The organism is Streptomyces sp. NPDC058646 (genome assembly GCF_042716875.1).
In the GTDB taxonomy this organism is placed as follows: Bacteria; Actinomycetota; Actinomycetes; order Streptomycetales; family Streptomycetaceae; genus Streptomyces.
Window position 1 is genome coordinate 111,887 of the sequence record NZ_JBHXRK010000002.1, and the last position, 17,813, is coordinate 129,699.

At 74.7% G+C, this 17,813-nt stretch carries 15 protein-coding genes; 8 read left to right on the top strand and 7 right to left on the bottom strand.

What is annotated here, in order from left to right:
- Positions 1 to 16: 16 nt before the first annotated feature.
- Together ACFWUZ_RS04025 and ACFWUZ_RS04030 are read right to left on the bottom strand one after the other, a co-directional pair.
- A complete protein-coding gene (locus ACFWUZ_RS04025; RefSeq protein ID WP_384366634.1) occupies positions 17 to 3,997 on the bottom strand; it encodes an AAA domain-containing protein in 3,981 nt (1,326 codons plus the stop codon).
- Positions 3,998 to 4,115: 118 nt separating this feature from the next.
- Positions 4,116 to 5,657 carry a serine/threonine-protein kinase gene (locus ACFWUZ_RS04030; protein ID WP_384366637.1) on the bottom strand — a complete coding sequence of 514 codons (1,542 nt, stop codon included), beginning with the start codon at positions 5,655 to 5,657 and terminating at the stop codon, positions 4,116 to 4,118.
- A 638-nt stretch (positions 5,658 to 6,295) separates the two neighbouring features.
- Between ACFWUZ_RS04030 and ACFWUZ_RS04035 the strand changes: the two genes are divergently transcribed.
- A complete protein-coding gene (locus tag ACFWUZ_RS04035) occupies positions 6,296 to 6,652 on the top strand; it encodes a hypothetical protein (RefSeq protein WP_384366641.1) in 357 nt (118 codons plus the stop codon).
- A 55-nt stretch (positions 6,653 to 6,707) separates the two neighbouring features.
- Here the strand turns inward: ACFWUZ_RS04035 and ACFWUZ_RS04040 are convergent, their stop codons facing one another.
- Positions 6,708 to 8,324 (bottom strand): FAD-binding oxidoreductase, encoded by a 1,617-nt coding sequence (locus ACFWUZ_RS04040; protein WP_384366644.1) that lies wholly within the window; start codon positions 8,322 to 8,324, stop codon positions 6,708 to 6,710.
- Between the two features lie 63 nt (positions 8,325 to 8,387).
- Between ACFWUZ_RS04040 and ACFWUZ_RS04045 the strand changes: the two genes are divergently transcribed.
- A complete protein-coding gene (locus ACFWUZ_RS04045) occupies positions 8,388 to 9,020 on the top strand; it encodes a TetR/AcrR family transcriptional regulator (protein WP_384366647.1) in 633 nt (210 codons plus the stop codon).
- Between the two features lie 690 nt (positions 9,021 to 9,710).
- The gene (locus tag ACFWUZ_RS04050) at positions 9,711 to 10,478 is read left to right on the top strand and encodes an NPP1 family protein (RefSeq protein WP_384366650.1); all 768 of its coding nucleotides are present in this window, start codon (positions 9,711 to 9,713) and stop codon (positions 10,476 to 10,478) included.
- 59 nt (positions 10,479 to 10,537) lie between these two features.
- Here the strand turns inward: ACFWUZ_RS04050 and ACFWUZ_RS04055 are convergent, their stop codons facing one another.
- Both ACFWUZ_RS04055 and ACFWUZ_RS04060 read right to left on the bottom strand, forming a co-directional pair.
- Entirely contained in the window at positions 10,538 to 11,866 is a 1,329-nt protein-coding gene (locus tag ACFWUZ_RS04055) for a phosphoribosyltransferase family protein (RefSeq protein WP_384366653.1), read from the bottom strand.
- 136 nt (positions 11,867 to 12,002) lie between these two features.
- Entirely contained in the window at positions 12,003 to 12,800 is a 798-nt protein-coding gene (locus tag ACFWUZ_RS04060; RefSeq protein ID WP_384366656.1) for a 3-hydroxybutyrate dehydrogenase, read from the bottom strand.
- 276 nt (positions 12,801 to 13,076) lie between these two features.
- Between ACFWUZ_RS04060 and ACFWUZ_RS04065 the strand changes: the two genes are divergently transcribed.
- Complete coding sequence (locus tag ACFWUZ_RS04065) at positions 13,077 to 13,316, top strand: chaplin (RefSeq protein WP_384366659.1); 240 nt, start codon at positions 13,077 to 13,079, stop codon at positions 13,314 to 13,316.
- A gap of 118 nt (positions 13,317 to 13,434) precedes the next feature.
- On the opposite strand, the gene ACFWUZ_RS04070 is transcribed toward ACFWUZ_RS04065, so the two are convergent.
- Positions 13,435 to 13,860, bottom strand: a complete 426-nt coding sequence (locus tag ACFWUZ_RS04070) for a DUF5997 family protein (RefSeq protein WP_384366662.1) — start codon at positions 13,858 to 13,860, stop codon at positions 13,435 to 13,437.
- A 37-nt stretch (positions 13,861 to 13,897) separates the two neighbouring features.
- On the opposite strand from ACFWUZ_RS04070, the gene ACFWUZ_RS04075 reads away from it, so the two are divergent.
- Entirely contained in the window at positions 13,898 to 14,698 is an 801-nt protein-coding gene (locus ACFWUZ_RS04075) for a LysR family transcriptional regulator substrate-binding protein (protein ID WP_384366666.1), read from the top strand.
- Positions 14,699 to 14,760: 62 nt separating this feature from the next.
- On the opposite strand, the gene ACFWUZ_RS04080 is transcribed toward ACFWUZ_RS04075, so the two are convergent.
- Positions 14,761 to 15,876, bottom strand: a complete 1,116-nt coding sequence (locus ACFWUZ_RS04080; RefSeq protein WP_384366669.1) for a sigma factor — start codon at positions 15,874 to 15,876, stop codon at positions 14,761 to 14,763.
- A gap of 242 nt (positions 15,877 to 16,118) precedes the next feature.
- Between ACFWUZ_RS04080 and ACFWUZ_RS04085 the strand changes: the two genes are divergently transcribed.
- The 3 genes from ACFWUZ_RS04085 to ACFWUZ_RS04095 are packed head-to-tail and all read left to right on the top strand — an operon-like array spanning position 16,119 to position 17,757.
- Positions 16,119 to 16,547 (top strand): hypothetical protein, encoded by a 429-nt coding sequence (locus ACFWUZ_RS04085; protein ID WP_384366672.1) that lies wholly within the window; start codon positions 16,119 to 16,121, stop codon positions 16,545 to 16,547.
- Positions 16,541 to 16,774 carry a helix-turn-helix transcriptional regulator gene (locus tag ACFWUZ_RS04090; RefSeq protein ID WP_266938205.1) on the top strand — a complete coding sequence of 78 codons (234 nt, stop codon included), beginning with the start codon at positions 16,541 to 16,543 and terminating at the stop codon, positions 16,772 to 16,774. The genes ACFWUZ_RS04085 and ACFWUZ_RS04090 overlap by 7 nt, the downstream gene beginning before the upstream one ends.
- The gene (locus ACFWUZ_RS04095; RefSeq protein WP_384366676.1) at positions 16,771 to 17,757 is read left to right on the top strand and encodes an NAD(P)-dependent alcohol dehydrogenase; all 987 of its coding nucleotides are present in this window, start codon (positions 16,771 to 16,773) and stop codon (positions 17,755 to 17,757) included. The genes ACFWUZ_RS04090 and ACFWUZ_RS04095 overlap by 4 nt, the downstream gene beginning before the upstream one ends.
- The last annotated feature ends 56 nt before the right edge of the window (positions 17,758 to 17,813 follow it).

A 17,813-nucleotide genomic window follows, 5' to 3' on the forward strand; every position in this document is an offset into this window, starting at 1 on the left:
ATCCGCCCGTCGGCTGTCACTCGGTGTCCGGCGGCCAGGTGGTGCGGTCGCGGCGGTGGTCGAACTCCGGCAGCTCGGAGGCGAGGATGTCGAAGTGGGGGAGCGGGGCCCACAGGCTGCGCTCGCCGATCACGTAGAGGCGGCGTTTGGCGCGGCTCGCGGCGACGTTGAGCAGGTGCGGGGTGCGGGCCGCCCAGTCACGGGCGCCGGGCCGGCCGCCGCCGAGCACGAGGACGACGACGTCGGCTTCCTTGCCCTGGGCCCGATGGACGGTGGCGCAGCGCTCCTCGATCAGTTCGGACGTCCAGCCTTCACGGCCGCGGCAGATCTTCTGGCATTCGGCGACCAGGGCCCGGAAGGGGGCGATGACGCGTACGCGCTCGATGTCGACACCGTGCCGGTGCAAGTTTTCCAGGACGAACTCGAAGGCTCGGCGGTCGCGTTCGCCCCACGGGGCCTCGGATGGGCGGCTCGGGTCGTCGGTGTTGAGCCAGCGGCTGGGGAGCAGGCCGCTGTGTTCCGTGTCGGGGAATGCCTTGGGTGCGGTGCCGTAGACCATGAGGCCGCCGTACGCGACCTCGTTGCTGACCGTGAACATCGGTTCTTCGCAGCGGCGGTGGACGCGCAGCGGCGAGCCCACCCAGACGTGCTCGTCCTCGGTGTCCGGGGCCGGCAGGTAGGTGCCGTAGCGGTTGGTCCGGTCGGCGACGGCCTGGGCCGAGGTGGCCGAGGGCAGCCAGTGCTCGTCGACACCGTAGGCGCGCAGCAGCCGGAGCTGCAGGGCCGTGGGCATGGTGACCACGGGTTCGAGCTGGAGCGGATCACCGACCAGAACGGCACGGCGGGCCCGCCACAGCGCGCCGGCGGCGGCCTGCGGCGTGGCCTGCCCGGCCTCGTCCACGAGGACCCAGCCGATCGACTCCCGACCGAGGCGGGCGAACATGCTGCCCACCGAGGAGAAGGTGGTCGATACGACCGGCACCAGGAGGAAGAGGGTCTGCCAGGCGCGCTCGACCTCCTCGTCGGGGACGGGCCCGTTGGTGCCTGCCATCAGCTCCATGAGGACCTGGAGGTTGCCGAGGACCTTCTTCGCGGCGCCGGCGACGAAGGCGCGGTGCAGGTCGAGGGCGCGCAGGAACAGGTCACTGCGCGCGGTGGACCATGCCTCGTCGGACCAGGGCGAGCCGAGCTCCTGGTCGGCTTCGTCGAGGTGCGCCCAGCCGAGGGGCAGGGACGGCAGCGGCCGGGCCGCCTCCCGCAGTTCGCGGTGGAGGCCGTCGAGTTCGGCCACGGCGCCCCGCAGGTCGCGGCGGGACGAGTCTGCGACCCATCGGGCGTGCCGAAGGGCGGCGGCCGACGCGGCCTCCCGCGAGCTCGCGGCCCGTTCGTGGTCGAGGGCGGCGGTGAGGCCGGCGGCGGCCTCGTCTACGGCGGCGGCGGACGCGGTGTGCTGCCCGGCGGCCAGGGACTCGGCGCGCACGGCTGCGGCGACCTGCTCCAGGGAGTCCTCGAGCGCGGCGCGCTGCTGGAAGAGCAGGTGCGCGATCTCGGCCTGGGTGTGCTCCTGCTGCCGTTCGGCGGACTGCCGGTCGGCCGCGCTCTGCAGCAGACGGCGCAGCCCGCCGCGCAGGCCCCGTTCGCCGGCCGGGGGCGCGTCGTGCCGGGCGGTCAGCGCGGCCACGTACTCGCGGTGGTGCGCAGCCAGTTCACGGGCGGCCGACAGGTCCGCGCGGGCGGCGGCCAGCTCCTGCCGGGCCTGGGGTACGCGGTGGGAGGCCGTCCCGTATCCGGCCTCGGCCATCACTGTGGCCGTCCGGGCGGTGGCGGTGGCGGCGGCGGCCCGGTCCAAGGCCGCCGCGGCGGCGGCGGCCTGCTGGTCGGCCCGGGAGACGGCGGCCTCCAGGTCCGCGATCCGCTGCCCGGCTGATGGGGACTCGACGGCCGCCAGAGCCCCGGCCAGCCGGGCGCGCCCGGCGCGCAGCCGCTCGACCTCTGCCTGGGCGGCACGGAACGCCGCGACGGCGCCGGTCCACGACGGTACGGGTTGGGCGGGTCCGGCCGCCGCGGCCCCAGCGTGGTCCGCGGGGGTGACAGTCCCCCGGCCTCCGGGCGTGGGCTTGGGCGGAATCCAGTCACTCAAGACCGCGCGCATGCCGCGCAGCGGCGGCAGGCCGGCGGCCGAGCGGGCGTCGCTCTCCTTCTCGGGTAGTTGGCCCCACCAGAACCGGTTCCCGAACTCCTTGCGGTTGGTCTTGTTGCCGAGCACCGCTGCGACCAGCCCCCAGGCCGGCCCGCCGAGGAGTGCGGAGGCGAGGTCGGAGAAGTGGTCGGGGCCGTCTTGCCAGTGTTCGCCGAGCGCGCCGATGCCGGGCAGTTCGGCGGTGATGTTCTCCACGGCGCCGTTGTTGGAGGAGGCGACCACGATTTCGAACCCGGTCAGCCGCGGGTCGAGCCGCGATATGAAGCGGGGGCGCTGACCCTGGCGGTCCCGGCCCCGCCACGGCGGACCGGTGAACGCCTGGCCGGGCCGGTCGAACGTGGCCAGCACCGCCGCCCGCTCGACGACCAGAGCGGCGACCAGGTCGCGCAGCATCGTGGTCTTGCCCGTGCCCGGCGGGCCGTTCACGGAGAACATCCCGCCCTCGGTTCCCGCTCGGTCGGCGAGCATGCGGTTGACCGCGAACTGCTGGCTCAGAGCGAGCGGGAACCGCGCCGGTGCGGGCCAGCGGCCGGCCGGAACAAGGTCCGGAGCGACCCCGTCGAGGACGATCCCGCGCTCTTGGCGGACATCCGTCCGCGCCCTCACGGCGACGGAGTCGAGCTCGGTCAGGTACGCCTCCAGCGCCGGGCCGATGCCGTTGCCGAGGGCTGCGGACACCCGGGCCAGATCAGGCGGGAGCAGGCTGTTCAGGAATGGTGCTGTGGCAGTGACCTTCGCCTTCGGGTCCCGCGGCCGTCGGACCAGCCTGCTACGTACCCGGACCGCCTGGGGTCGCAGGTGGTCCCGTACCCCGCACAGGTCGGCGATCTGCGCGGTCAGGGCGACCAGATCGGCGAACCCGAGCGCACGGGGACCGGCGCCGGCGCTTGCCCCGAACTCCGCCGACGTGTCAGGACCATCGGCCGACGCCCCCTGAGGAACGTCCTCGGTGCCTTGCGGCGGCGTGGACTCCACTTGCTCCTCGGCTGGGCGGCGGGCCGCGACCCAGTCCGCGGTGCGGCGAACCAGGGGTTCCGCCGCGCCCTGCAGGGCGGCGCCGGCGACTTCGCCGAACAGGGCGCCGACCGCGCCGACGGCAGCGCCGCCCAGGATCTCGGCAAGCAACTGCTGCCAGCTCCCGCCGCCGATGGCGCCCCGCGTTCCCGCCCCACCGTCGGTGCCGGGCCACGCTCCGTACGCGGTGACGGCGGCCGGGATAGTGGGGCCGTACGGGACCGTGGTGGCCGTGAGCTCGTCGATCGCGGTGCCGAACGCGTCGTTGAGCTCCTCGAAGCCGTCCAGCCATCCCGCTGCGGACGGTCCTGGATCGAACAGACGCCCGGTCGCCCAGCCGCATGCGGAGATCACGGATGTGTCCTCGAGCGGTCGTCCCTCGTCGTCCAGGACCAACGCAAACATCGCGCTCTGGCCCGACAGCACCAGCTCGGTCTGCGGCACGCCGGGATCGGGATCGGTCCCTGCGGGCAGTACCGCGATCATCGCCTGGCGGAGTAACTCCAGGTCGAAGACCCCGCAGTAGACATCGTGCCGCCACATCCAACCGTTCCGTGCCCGCCGCGCCCCCGTCTCCGGGTGGTCCGCGGCCCAGGGCAGGGGCGGCGGCACCCGGCCCGGCTCCGGGATGAGGTCGACGACGTACTCGTCCCTCGCCCCAGAGCGTGCGACGGGGCGGCGACGGGGCAGCGCCGGGATGGTCGGCGGGCTGAACAGCTCGATCGCGCGCCAGCACTCCAGCAGGGCCTCCCGCCGACGGTCCCGCGCGTGTCCACTCCGCACCCACTGCCCCCGTGTCGTACACGCGGCATCGTGCCGCTCCCCTGAAGATCAGCTGCATCGCCGAATCTACCGGACCGTCAGCGAGCCCGAGTCCCGCTCAGCGGGGCTTTGCCGAGCCTCAGCTGCGGTCGGGTGGGAGGAGGAAGGTCACCGCCAGGCCCACGACGGCCCAGATCAGCAGCCCGCCGAGCACCGGTACCAGGACCCCGAGGTCCGTACGGGCAAGCAGCAGCGAGCCTGCCGTCACCCCTGCGGCCATGCCCGATCCGTTGGCAACGAACACGGATTCCCGCGCCCGTGCCACCGCCGTGAACACCCGCACCAGGCACATGGATACCCAGAAGAGCACGGGCGTCGTCAGCATGAGGGCCAGGATCCCCACCCACCATGGGACACCAGGAGCCCGGAGCAGCACGATCGTTGCCGCTGCGGCCACGAGCATGGCGAGCAGGAGGCCCATCAGCGATAGGCCGTCCTGATCACCTTCCTCCGAGATCGAGCGATCCACCGAGAAGACGCTGCCGATGACGATGCCCAGGATCACCGACCACGTCCCGGACAGGACCTGGAACGCGACCAGCTGGCCCCCGACCGCCACCGCGGGCGCCACGAAGGCGATCCAGGCGGCGCCCGTCGACCGTAGGGCTTTCTTCGGCTTCTCGGGATCCCGCGAGGCGGACGCCCCTCGGGATACGCGCGCCGACGCCTGTTCGGCGGGTGGGGGCACGGGCTGCGCGGCGGCCGGCCGAGCGGTGGCGGTCTCGGTCGGGCGTGCGGCGAGGTCCCGCGCCGCCATGAGACTTCCCGACGGCTCCCACAACTCGGTCGTCCGGTAACCCTGCTGTTTTCCGGCCAGGCTCAGCAGCTCCCCGGTCGCGGCCGCGCTCGGCGGGCGATCCGCCGGGTCTTTGCTCAGCAGCCGAAGGACCAGCCGGTCGAGCTCGCCCGCGACTTCCGGCCGATGCGTCCGTACCGGTACCGGCACCCGGTTCGCGTGCTGGGCAAGCACATCCCACCCCGAGCCTGTGAACGGCGGTTCCCCGGTGAGCAGTTCGTAGAGAACGCATCCCAGCGCGTAGAGGTCGGTGCGCGCGTCGTGCCTTCCTTGGGCCTGCTCGGGCGCCATGTACGCGGGCGTCCCGATCACCGACCCGGTCGTCGTAAGTCCCCGAACTCCGCTCTGCCGGGCGATCCCGAAGTCGCAGATCTTGATCCGGCCCCTCGCGGTCAGCAGGATGTTGCCCGGCTTGATGTCCCGGTGGACGATCCCCGCCGCGTGCGCGGCCTGGAGCCCCGCGCAGATCTGCACACCCCACCGCACCACGTCCTCGACGGCCGACGGACCGCTCTGAGTCCCCAGCGGGCGCCCGTCGACGAGCTCCATCACCAGAAAGACGACCGTCTGTCCGTCGACCGGACCTTCCCCGACATCGTGCACGGCCACCACGTGCGGGTCGGACAGCCTCGCGGCCGCGCGCGCCTCCGCCCGCAACCGCAGCGCGAGCTTGTCCTCCCCCGGCCGGGCGATGACCTTCACCGCCACATCCCGGGCCAACGAGAGGTCCCGGCCCCGCCACACCTCGCCCATGCCACCCACGCCTATCAGCTCGGCCAGCTCGTACCGGCCTGCCAACACCATGCCTTCCATCGGCACCCCCATGCGGTGCACTGTAGATCGTCGGCCATGTGCACGGCTGCGCTCCCAGCACCAGCAGCCTGTTCCTTGCGAGGGCCGTCCGGGGGCGGGCCTGAGCCCCCGCCCAAGTACTTCCCAGCGTCCGCTTGCCCGTAGGGGGCGCCTGGGTGAGGGCGGCCGTGATCTTCGGGTACTGCGGTCGCTCGGCCCAGGAGGTCGCCGCGCTCGGTGACCTCCTGGGCGCTGCCGTGCATGCCCCGGCCGTGGTCTGGGATCCGGTCCAGGATGCGGCGGACGGTCAACGCCGAGCTCCCCGGCCCGCCGGCTTCGCGGCACACCACATCGGATGGGCGCAGACCCGTGCCGGTACCCGGCCGGTCCGGGCGCCCCTGCCGACCGGCGCCACCGACGTGAAGGCCGGGCGATGCGGCCTGTGCACCGTGAGACTCCCGAACGGGAGGAGCAGACCCGTCCGGGCGGCACTCACCCGCCCGTCACCGCCGTGGTTCACGCTCGCCGTCAAGGTGGCCGCCGTCCGCCTTCCCGCCCGCCGCGGGCAGCATCCGGGCGCCGGCGCGCGGGAATCCGGTTGCGGCCGGACGCCGCGTCGACTCTCCTGGGACGTCGGGGCGGTCCCCGAGGGTGCGGGAGGGTGGGTGCACGTGAGGACGCGCAAGCTGAGGTTCGGCCTGTACGCGGACGAGGAGGGGCTGGCGTGGGTCAGGGAGTCCGTCGGCCGGGAGGCCGGTGCCCGCGGCGCGCGCATCGTGGACGAGACCGTCCTACGGGCCGGTGCGCACAGTGGCCGCACGACCGCCGAGCTCTGCGACTTCCTCGCGGAGCAGTGGGCCGTCGAGAACCCCGGCCGCAGCAGCGGCACCCGGGAGGCGGTCGTGCTGGACGTCCGGCTGGTGTGCTCGCTGCGCACCTACCGGGCGGTCCGCAAGGCGGCGCTCAGGGCCCTGTGTCCGGAAGGGGCGGGGCCGCACACCTGCCGGGTGCCCTGGTCCGCCTGGTGACGGCCGCCCCTGCCGGGGCCGCGGGCGGACCGGGGCACCTCCGGCGCGCTCCGTCTCAGTCCACGAGCACGCCGGGGTTGAGGATGCCCCGGGGATCGAGGGCGCCCTTCGCTGCCCGCAGGGCGAGGGCGAAGGGCTCGGGGCGCTGGCGGTCGTAGCCGGGGCGGTGGTCCCGGCCCACGGCGTGGTGGTGGGTGATGGTGGCCCGGTGGCGGTGCAGGACCTCACCCGCGACGGCCTTGAGATCGTCCCAGAGGGCGACCTCGTCACCGGCGCGGCCGGCCGCGAGGACGGTGAAATAGGGCGCTGCACCGTCCGGATACACATGTGTCAGACGGCAGTTGACGGTCGCGGGATGTCCGGTGGCCTTGAGCGCCGCCGCGCCGACCTCGGTGCGCACCGCCTCGATCAGCCCGGGGATCCGGTCCCAGGTCGCCGCCGTCTCGAAGGTCTCCGCCACGGCGCCCATCCTGGCCAGCCCGTCCCGCAGGTAGGGCATCCGCAGGAAGGCGGAGCGCCAGGCGACTACGGCGGCGTCGCCGGACGGAGCCGCGTGCGGCCCGGAGGCGCCCACGGGCGTGTCGTCGTACCGTCCGCCGTGCGAACGGGCCAGGTCGACCCCCCGTGCGAGCAGGGCGTCCACCGGCTCGTCCGCCGACTCGAAGCCCAGGACCAGGACGGCGCAGCCGTCCCGCGCCGCGCCCGACAGCGCAGCCTCCCCGGCGTCCAGGAGACGGCAGTTGGCGGGGGAGAGACCGGACTGCGCCAGGGCCCGTACCGCCCGCAGTGCGTCCGGGAATCCGGTGAAGGACACGGCGGCGGACGCCTTGTGGCGGGGGCGTTCCTGCAGGCGGACCCAGGCCTCGGTGATGACCCCGAGGGCGCCTTCGGATCCCAGGAACAGGCGGTCGGGTGACGGGCCGGCCCCGGAGGCGGGCAGCCGCCACGAGCTGCTCGTGCCGGCCGGGGTGACCACGCGCAGCGACTGCACGAAGTCGTCGATGTGCGTGCGGCCGGTGGCGTAGTGGCCGCCGGCCCGGGTGGCGAGCCAGCCCCCGAGCGTGGAGAACTCGAAGCTCTGGGGGAAGTGCCGCAGGGTGAGGCCGTAGGGGCGCAGCTGGTCCTCCAGGGCCGGCCCGAGGGTCCCCGCCTGGATGCGTGCGGCCCGGCCTTCGGCGTCGACCTCCAGGACGCGGCCCATGGCGGTCAGGTCGAGGGACAGCACCGCCCGGTGGGCATCGCCCCGGTACTCCACGCCGCCGGTGACCGAGGAGCCCCCGCCGTACGGGACGACGGCGACCTGGCGTTCGCCGGCCCACTCCAGCAGGTCGGCCACGCCCCGCTCGTCCGCCGGGCGGGCGACGAGGTCGGGGATGCGGCCGGGGCGCCCGCGCAGGGCGCGTACGACGTCGCGGTACGCCTTGCCCATGGCGTGGGCGGCCCGGTCCGCGGGGTCGGCGCTGACCAGGTGGGCGAGGCTGCCCGGAGGTTCCACGGCAGGGCTGCCGATGCCCAGATCGCGGACGCGGGGTACGGGGAGCGGGCGGCCGAGGGTACCGGGGAGCAGGGCTCCCATCGCGGTGCACTCGGCATCGTCGGGGTGCTCGTCCGTCCGGCCCCAGCCCCACCAGGAGCGGGTGCGGGCCGTCGGCTGCGGGGTGGTGCCGTTCATGGGCGGCGCTCCTGGGGTAGGTAATTTACCGAGCGGTAAATTACCTACTGATAATATCGGCTCATGGCAACCCCACCGTCGAAGGCCGGTACCAAGGGCGTCCCGCGGGAGCACCGCCGGCAGCAGATGCTGGAGGCCGCCACCGAGGAGTTCGGCACCCGTGGCTACGCGGCCGCCTCGCTGCCCGCGATCGCCGCGCGCGTGGGCGTCACCAAGACGCTGCTGCACCAGTACGTCGGGACCAAGGAGGACCTGTACGTCGCCTGCCTGGTCCCCGTGGGCGACCGGCTCCTTGACGCGATCCGGACGGCGATGGGCCCGGACGGGACCGCCCCGCACACCCCGCTGCGCGTGCTCCACGGCATCTTCACCGCCCTGGAGGGGCGGCGGGAGGCGTGGTTCGTGCTGTACGACACCTCGCTGCCGCCCGGCGGCGAGGGCGCCCGCCGGGCCGCGGAGTACTGGGCGGCCGTCGACCGGCTCGCCGCGGGCGGCACCGCCGAGCTGCTGCGCGCGGCCGGATCCGCCGACCCCCTGGACGCCGACGCCCTCAAGTACGTCTGGCGGGACCTGGTCGCCACCCTCGTCCGCTGGTGGGTCAAGCACCCGGAGCAGACCCCGGAGGCCATGACGCAGCGCTGCGCCCGCCTCTTCGCGGCCGCCGCCACGCTCACCCCGGACGGCCGTTCCGGCTGAGGCCGGGTCCGGCGGCCCGGGTGCCCCGACCTGTGCGCCGCCCGGAACGGGGGCATCATGGCGGAAGGCCGGCGGGTTCCGCGTACGGCCGTCGAGCCTGCGGGGAGGCGCGCTGAGTCGGGAGGTGACTCGTACGCATGGACGAATCGCGCAGGGCCTGGTTCATGATCGGCGGCGTGGGCGCCGTCATCCTCCTCAACCTCGTGGCCATCATCCTGATGAACGTCCTCGGACGCTGACCGTGTGACGGATCCGCCGCATCCCTCAGGGGGTGCGGCGGATCCGTTCGTGCCGCAGCCGCCGCGACCCGGCACCCGGCCGGCGGGGGCCGCCGGGCGCACGTCCCGCCCGTCCGGGGCGATTTCGCCCGCAGGAGAGGGGCGCGGCTTCCGGGCCGGCCGCCCGCGCGGACAGACCCCTGCCCGCCCGGTGGCCGCCGCGCCGGCCCGGCGGTCACCGGGGGCGGCCTTCCGCGATGCGGCGAGCCCGTCGCGCGGGCGCGCCCCCTTTGTCTGACACATCCTCAACTCCGTTCCCTGCCACGGATGTCCGGTTCGCCGTCGGGTCCGCAAGAGAGGTCGTCCGCACCCTTGCCGTGCCGCCCCGGTTCGCGAATGATGCACCGGGCGCTTCGGTCGACGGTGGTCGCGATCCGCCCGCCACCCCCGAACCGCGGCCAGGAGGCACGACGTGCGGACGAACCGTCACATCCGGAGATCACTGGCGGTCGTGGGAACCGCCCTCGCGCTGGTCGTCGGCATCCCCCAAGTCGCCTTCGCGGCACCGCCTCCGGCCCTGCCCGGCCAGGCCGAAGCGATCGAGCTGACCTTCCAGCCGGCCTACGACTACGACACCGACGGCTGCTACCCGACACCCGCGATAGGCCCGACCGGCGTCCTGAACGGCGGACTCAACCCCACCGGCGCCCTCAACGGCAACTGCCGGGACGCCGCGGACCTCGCCAACACCAACGGATACTCCCGCTGGACCTGCAACAACGGCTGGTGCGCCGTGGTCTACGCGCTGTACTTCGAGAAGGACCAGGCCATCCCCGGCATCAGCCTCGGCGGCCACCGCCACGACTGGGAACACGTGGTCGTCTGGATCCAGGACAGCGAGGCCAAATACGTCGCGACCTCCGCCCACGGCGACTTCACCGTCCACGCGCGCGACCAGATCCGCTGGGACGGCACCCATCCCAAGATCGTTTACCACAAGGACGGCATCGGCACGCACTGCTTCCGCGCGGCGAACACCGACGACGAACCGCCGGAGAACCACCGCGGCACCTGGCAGTTCCCCACCCTCGTCGGATGGTCGGGCTACCCCGCCACGCTGCGGGACAAGCTCAGCCAGGCCGATTTCGGCAGCGCGCACTTCGGCCTGAAGGACGGCTCCTTCGCCTCCCACCTCGCGAAGGCCAAGCCGGCGGGCATCCCCTTCGACCCGTACCGGTAGCCGGACGGCCACGGCCGGGACCCGCGGCTCAGGACCCGCGCGGGCTCCCCCCGCCCCGGCTAGCCGGGGCCGGGGCCCAGATGGCTCGTGAACCAGGCGCGGGCGAGGGCGGCCACCTCCGAGAGCGCTCCCGGTTCCTCGAAGAGGTGGGTCGCGCCGGGCACCACGGCGAGGCTGTTCTCGCAGCGCAGCTCCGCCTGGGCCCGCCGGTTGAGGTCGAGCACCGTCGGGTCGCGGCCGCCCACGATGAACAGGGTCGGCGCCCGTACGCCGGCGAGCAGCGGCCCGGCGAGGTCCGGGCGGCCGCCCCGGGAGACGACCGCGGAGACGTCCGCACCGGGCGCGGCGGCCGCCCGCAGCGCTGCCGCGGCCCCGGTGCTCGCTCCGAAATAGCCGACGGGCCCCTCGGTGCGCTGCCGCAGCCAGCGCGTGGCGTCCGTGAGCCGTCGGGCCAGGGTCTCGATGTCGAAGACGTTCGCCCGGTCCGCTTCCTCCCCGGGGGTGAGCAGGTCGAAGAGCAGCGTGCCCAGCCCCGCGTGGTGCAGGCTCCGCGCGACCGCCCGGTTGCGCGGACTGCGGCGGCTGCTGCCGGAGCCGTGGGCGAACACCACGACCGCCCCGGCACCGGCCGGCAGGACGAGGTCCCCGGCCAGCGCGAGGCCGTCCGCGTCGACCGACACCTCGGCGGACGGGCCCGTTCCGGGGGATGCGGGATATCGGGGAGGTGCGGGGGACGCCGGGGGCGGCTGGAGCGGCGGTCCCGCCTCCGCCAGCAAGGAGACGACCTCCTCGTCGGAGGTCTGCGTGAAGTCCTCGTACCACTCGCCGACCGCGCGGAACGCGTGCGGCGTGGACAGGCACACCACCTCGTCCGCCGCGGAGCGCAGCCGGACGGCCGCGTCCGGCGGCGCCACGGGCGCCGCCAGCACCACCCGTGCCGCGCCCATCGCCCGGACCACCTGGCAGGCGGCCGCCGCCGTGGCGCCGGTCGCGATCCCGTCGTCCACGACGATCACCGTGCGCCCGTCGAGCGGCACCCGGGGCCGGTCCCCGCGGAACTTCCGGGCCTGCCGTACCAGCTCGGCCCCCTCCGCGCGCTCGACCGCCGCCCGGTCCCGGGGCCCGACCCCGGCACGCTGGACGACGTCCTCACTGATGACCCGTACGCCCCCTTCGCCGAGGGCGCCGAACCCCCACTCGCGGTGGTGGGGCACGCCCAGTTTCCGGACCACGACCACGTCGAGGGGCGCACCGAGCTCCCGCGCCACCTGGAAGGCCACCGGGACACCGCCGCGGGGCAGGCCCAGGACCACGGGGTCGGCGGCCTCCAGGTGCCGCAGCGCGGCGGCGAGACGGCGCCCGGCATCAGTGCGGTGGGCGAACAGCACGAGGGCTCACCCCCAGCCAGGGGAGACGGAAAAGCGCGTACGCACCTCCTTCGAACCAACGCCCCTCGCGGCCCTCGCGCAACTCGGCGGGGCCCGGCGGACCCGGCGCGGCGGCCCGGGCCCGCGGGAGGGGTGCTCAGTGGGCGCCCCAGCCGCCGTCCAGAGGGACGGAGGCGCCGGTGAGGTAGCCGGTGTGCGGGCCGCAGAGCCAGAGGGCGACCGCGGCGACCTCCTCCGGTTCGATCAGCCGCTTGATCGCCGAGCGGCTGAGGAGCACCTCCCCGACCACCGCCTCGGGGGCGACCCCGTGGGCCGCGGCCTGGGCCGCGACCTGCCCCTCGACCAGCGGCGTACGGACGTAACCGGGGCTGACGCAGTTGCTGGTCACCCCGTACGGGGCCCCCTCCAGGGCCGTGACCTTGCTCAGGCCCTCCAGGCCGTGCTTGGCGGCGACGTACGCGGACTTGAACGGGCTGGCCCGCAGCCCGTGGACGCTGGAGATGTTCACGACGCGGCCCCAGCCGCCCGCGTACATGTACGGCAGACAGTGCCGGAGCAGCAGGAACGGTGCGGTCACCATCACCCGCTGGATCAGCTCGAAGCGGTCCGGCGGGAACTCCTCGATCGGCGCCACGTGCTGGATCCCCGCGCAGTTGACGAGGACGTCCACCTCCCGGGGGAGTGCGAGGACGGCCTCCCCGTCCGCCAGGTCCACCGCGTGCGCGAGGCCGCCGGTGGCCCGGGCGACCGCGCGGGCCGCCCCGCCGTCCCGGTCGACCACGTGCACGAGGGCTCCGGCGTCGGCGAGCGCCCGCGCGCAGGCCCGTCCGATACCACTGCCGCCGCCGGTCACCAGGGCCGTGCGGCCGGTCAGGTCCACCCGCTGGGCCCCGTACGGAAGGCCTTCGGGAGCTGGGTGCAGTTCGCTCGTCATGGCCGCCCACGCTAGGGACGGGGCGCCCGGCGGCCCATGGGCGCGGACACCACAGTCCCCGCCGGCCCGGTGGTGCGGCCCGCCATGTTCACGGTCGCGGCCGCCCGGGCGGGGCCCCCGCAGCAGTCCGAATGCAGCAGGGGCGGGCCCACCCTTTCGAGGGAACCGGCCCTCGCCGGCCGATCGGGAAGGGGTTTCGTGCCGAAGAGAAGATGCGGCCCCGTCGGGGGGCGCGCGGCGCACAGGCGCCGTTCTGGAACAACTAGGAGACTTCCCATGTCCCGTGTTCTGAAGAGTGCTGGTCTGGCCCTGGCCGTCGCCATGGCGATCGCCGGCGGTGCCTCGGCGGCGTCCGCCGACGCCAACGCCTCGGGTGCGGCGATCGGCTCCCCGGGCGTGCTCTCGGGCAACGTGATCCAGGTCCCCGTCCACATCCCGATCAACGTCTGCGGCAACAGCGTCAACGTGATCGGTGTGCTGAACCCGGCCGCCGGCAACGTCTGCGTCAACGCCTGACGCATGCGAAAGCCGTGGGGGGGGGGGGGGGGGGGCCCCCCCCCCCCCCCCCCCCCCCCCCCCCGGGGGGGGGGGGGCGGGGCCCCCCCCCCCCCCCACGGCACTGCGGCACCGCGGATCAGGGACGCGTCCGACCCTGCTTCTCGGCCTGCTCCGCCTTCTTCTCCTTGATGCGGACAGTCTCCTTGCGGACATCGGCCTGGGTGGTGCGCTCCCGCTGGAGCCACTCGGGGAGCTCGGCCTTCAGCGCCTCGATCTGCTCCGTGGTCAGCGGCTCCGTGACCCCGCCGCGGGCCAGGCCCGCGATGGAGACGCCCAGCTTCGCCGCGACCACCGGACGGGGGTGCGGGCCGTTGCGTCGCAGGTCCTGCAGCCACTGGGGCGGGTCGGCCTGCAGCGCGGCCAGCTCGGTGCGCGAGACGACACCCTCCTGGAACTCGGCGGGGGTGGCCTCGAGGTACACACCCAGTTTCTTCGCCGCGGTCGCGGGCTTCATGGTCTGGGTGCTCTGGTGCGACGTCATGGTGCCAAGGGTATCGAGCATGTGCGCTACCTCCGACCACGACCGGTAACCTGGCGGAGTGACAGGCTCGGAAACACCCTCTTCCTTCCGGCTCGCGTATGTCCCCGGAGTGACGCCCACCAAGTGGGTGCGGATCTGGAACGAGCGGCTGCCCGACATCCCCCTGACCCTCGTCGCGGCCCCGGCCGCCGAGGCCTTCGGCGTGCTGCGCGGCGGTGCCGCCGACGCGGGATTCGTCCGTCTGCCCGTCGACCGGGACGACCTCAGCGCGATCCCCCTCTACACCGAGACGACCGTCGTCGTGGTCCCCAAGGACCACCTGGTGGCGGCCGTCGAAGAGCTGTCCGCCGAGGAACTGGCCGACGAGATCGTGCTGCACCCCCTCGACGACACCCTGGACTGGGAGCGTCCGCCGGGACGTCCCGCCATGGAGCGGCCCGCCACGACGGAGGACGCCGTCGAGCTGGTGGCGGCCGGCGTGGGACTGCTCGTGGTCCCGCAGTCGCTGGCCCGCCTGTACCACCGCAGGGACCTCACCTACCGGCCCGTCTCGGGCGTCCCGGAATCACGGGTAGCGCTGTCCTGGCCGCAGGAGGAGACCACCGACCTGGTGGAGGAGTTCATCGGGATCGTCCGCGGACGGACGGTCAACAGCACCCGGGGCCGGCCCCCGACGCCGCCGCAGCCGAAGCGCAAGCGCCCCGAGGCGGGCGCCGGGCAGCGCAAGCCGGCCGCGGGCAAGTCGGCGGGTTCCGGCAGGTCCGCCGGGGCCGGCAAGGGCGCACGGGGCGCCGCCGGAGGCGCCAAGGGCACGAAGGGCGCCAAGGGCGCCAAGCGGGGCAAGCCGCGCGGCCGTTGACGACGCCCGCCGGACCGGACGACGGCTCGCCACCCCGACGGGGGCGGCGAGCCGTCGCCGTTTCACCGACCCGTCGCCACCGTCGCGGCAGGGCCGCCCCCACCGCCCGCACCCCGCCCCCGCGGAACGGGGGGGGGGCGCGGACGGCGTCCCGGTGTCCGCCAGGAGGGCGACCAGTGCGGTGCGCGCCCGCGCGCGCGGGCGCGGCCGGTACCCACCGGGCAGCCCAGGGCGCCGAGCGCCCGCAGGAAGGTGTCCTGGGTGAGGTCGTCCGCGGCCTGCGGATCGGCGCTCAGGTGGGCCACGTACCGCCCTACGTCGCGGTGCAGCGAGCGGACGAACCGGTCGGTGCACCGGGGGTCGCCGTCGCGTGCGGCCGGAGCCGGCAGGGTCACCGCCCCGTCGGCGCCGCCGGTGTGCCGCGCCGGCCTGTCCTCGGCCGCGCGGAGGGTGCTCAGGGCAGGGGGCATCGCCTGATGTCCTTCGGGAAGGCTGCGGACCCGGCGCCGCCCCGGAGGCGGCCCGGGTGAAGGGCGTACGGCCACGCGCACAGGGGCGGGGCGCCGGCTGTCGGAGGACGGCGGAACCGGGCGGCGGACCCCGCGAGGCGACGGACCGGCCGGGGAGCAGCCGGCGCGGCGGGTGCACCCGGTCCTCGCGGCGCGGGCGGATGCGCGGCCGGTGCGGCGGCGCGGGCGGGCGGCGCACCGGCCGCAGTGGGGCGAGCAGGGCGGCGGCCCCCGCGCGCAGGATGCGGAAGGCGCCGCGCTCCCGTAGGCGAGCCACGGCGCGCACAGCAGGGCGGCCAGTGGGTGGGCGGCGGGCATGGCGGCGGGCGAGGTGCCGGCCGTGGCGTGCCCCGCGGGCGCGGCGCTGTGCGCGAGCACCGGCGCGAGGTGGCGGGCGTGCGCTCCGCCCGCCCCGGCCGCGATCGGCAGCGGTGCGGTGGCCGCCTGGGCCGGCGAGAAGCCGAGGTGCAGGGCCGTGTGCAACGCGACGGCGACCGCGGTGACGGCGGCGACGCCGTGTTCACGGCCGGCGAGCCACCAGCCCGCCGCACCGGCTCCGGCGAGGGCCGGGGCGGCCACCGGCCGGGGGACGGCCCTGCCCGACATCAGTACGTGACCCGGTGCCGCGAGCAGCACGCAGGCGGCCGCGAACACGGCGGCCCGTACCACTCGGCCCCCATCGGCGGGGATTCACGGCGGGCTCATCCAGGCAGTCCCCGTTCGAGATCGGGATGCGCAGGTGTGGACTTCCCTCCGACCCCGCCGGTCGTGCGCGAGGTGACCGGGGCCACACGGGGGGCCGGTGAGGGGTGCGCTGCCGTCCGGCGCGGAGTGAAGTACAGAATCCTTGACATGATGTTGCGACTCCTTGACACTGACCATGTCAGGTTTTCTTTACATGGGGAGTGGGAGTGGCAGCAGAAGAGAAACGCGCCTGGATCATGCTCGTGGTCGCCATCGCGTCGTACGCCGCCTATCTGGCCGTGATCCTCGCGCGGACCGCGGGCGGCCCCCTGGCCGAGACGCCGTACGCGGCCGCCCTGCTGTGGACCGTCGGCGCCTCGATCGGCGCCTCGACCGTGCTCCACGTCCTCGTGACGGCCTTCTCGCCCGAGTGCGAGAAGACCAAGGACCAGCGCGACCGGGAGATCCACCGCTTCGGCGAGTACGTGGGGCAGTCGTTCGTGGTGGTCGGGGGCGTGGCCGGGCTCGCCCTGGCGATGGCCGAGGCCGCCCCGTTCTGGATCGCCAACGCGATCTACCTGGCCTTCGTCCTGTCCGCGGTCCTGTCCTCGGTCGCGAAGATCGTCGCCTACCGCCTCGGGTTCCACCCGTGGTGAGGGCGACGCGGGTCACCAACACGATCCGGGCCCTGCGCTTCGCCCACGACGAGATGACCCAGGCCGAACTCGCCCGCCGGATCGGCGTCAGCCGCCAGACCGTCATCGCCATCGAGCAGGGCCGCTACTCGCCCACGCTGGAGATGGCCTTCCAGATCGCCCGGGTGTTCGCCGTGCCGCTCGACCGCGTGTTCCAGTACCCCGAGACCGAGGGAGACACCCCATGAGAGCCGTCGTCCAGGACGTGTACGGACCGCCCGAGGTGCTGCGGCTGGAAGAGGTGGACCGGCCGGTCCCGGGCAAGGGCGAGGTGCTCGTACGGGTCCACGCGGCCGCCGTCGACCAGGGGGTCTGGCACCTGATGGAGGGACGCCCGTACGCCGTCCGCGCCGCGGGCTTCGGTCTGCGCGCCCCCAAGGCCCGCGTGCGCGGCATGGACCTCGCGGGCCGGGTGGAGGCGGTGGGGCCCGGCGCCGGCCGGTTCCGGCCCGGCGACGAGGTGTACGGGGAGGGCAAAGGATCGTTCGCGGAGTACGCCGTCGCCAAGGAGAGCCGGCTCGCGCCGAAGCCGCGCAACCTGGACTTCGACGCCGCGGCCGCCCTCCCGGTCTCCGCCTGCAGCGCGCTGAACGCCCTGCGCGACGCCGGGGGAGTCCGGGCCGGACAGAGCGTCCTGGTCATCGGCGCGTCGGGCGGTGTGGGCAGCTACGCGGTGCAGCTGGCCAAGGCCTTCGGGGCCCGCGTCACCGGTGTGTGCAGCACGGCCAAGGCCGACCTGGCCCGCTCGCTCGGGGCCGACGAGGTCGTCGACTACACGCGCGAGGACCCGGTGGACGGCCGCCGCCGCTACGACCTGATCCTCGACATCGCGGGCAACCGGCCCCTGGGCGCCCTCCGCCGCGCCCTCACCCCCCGCGGGACCCTCGTCATCGTCGGCGGGGAGGGCGGCGGCCGGTGGATCGGGGGCAACGACCGCCAGCTGCGCGCGCTGCTGCTGTCGCCGTTCGTCGGACAGCGGCTGCGTCCGCTGGCCTCCGTGGTGCGCCACGGCGACCTGGAGGTGCTCACCGGGCTCGTCGAAGCGGGCTCGGTGACCCCCGCGATCGGGCGGACCTACCCGCTGGACGGGGTGCCCGACGCCATCCGCCACCTGAGGGCCGGTCACGCGCGCGGCAAGCTCGTCATCCGCGTCGCGCCGGACCCGCACTGACGGAACGGGCCCGGGAGCGCGGCGCCGGGACCGGACCGCGGAAGGGCCCGCGGAAC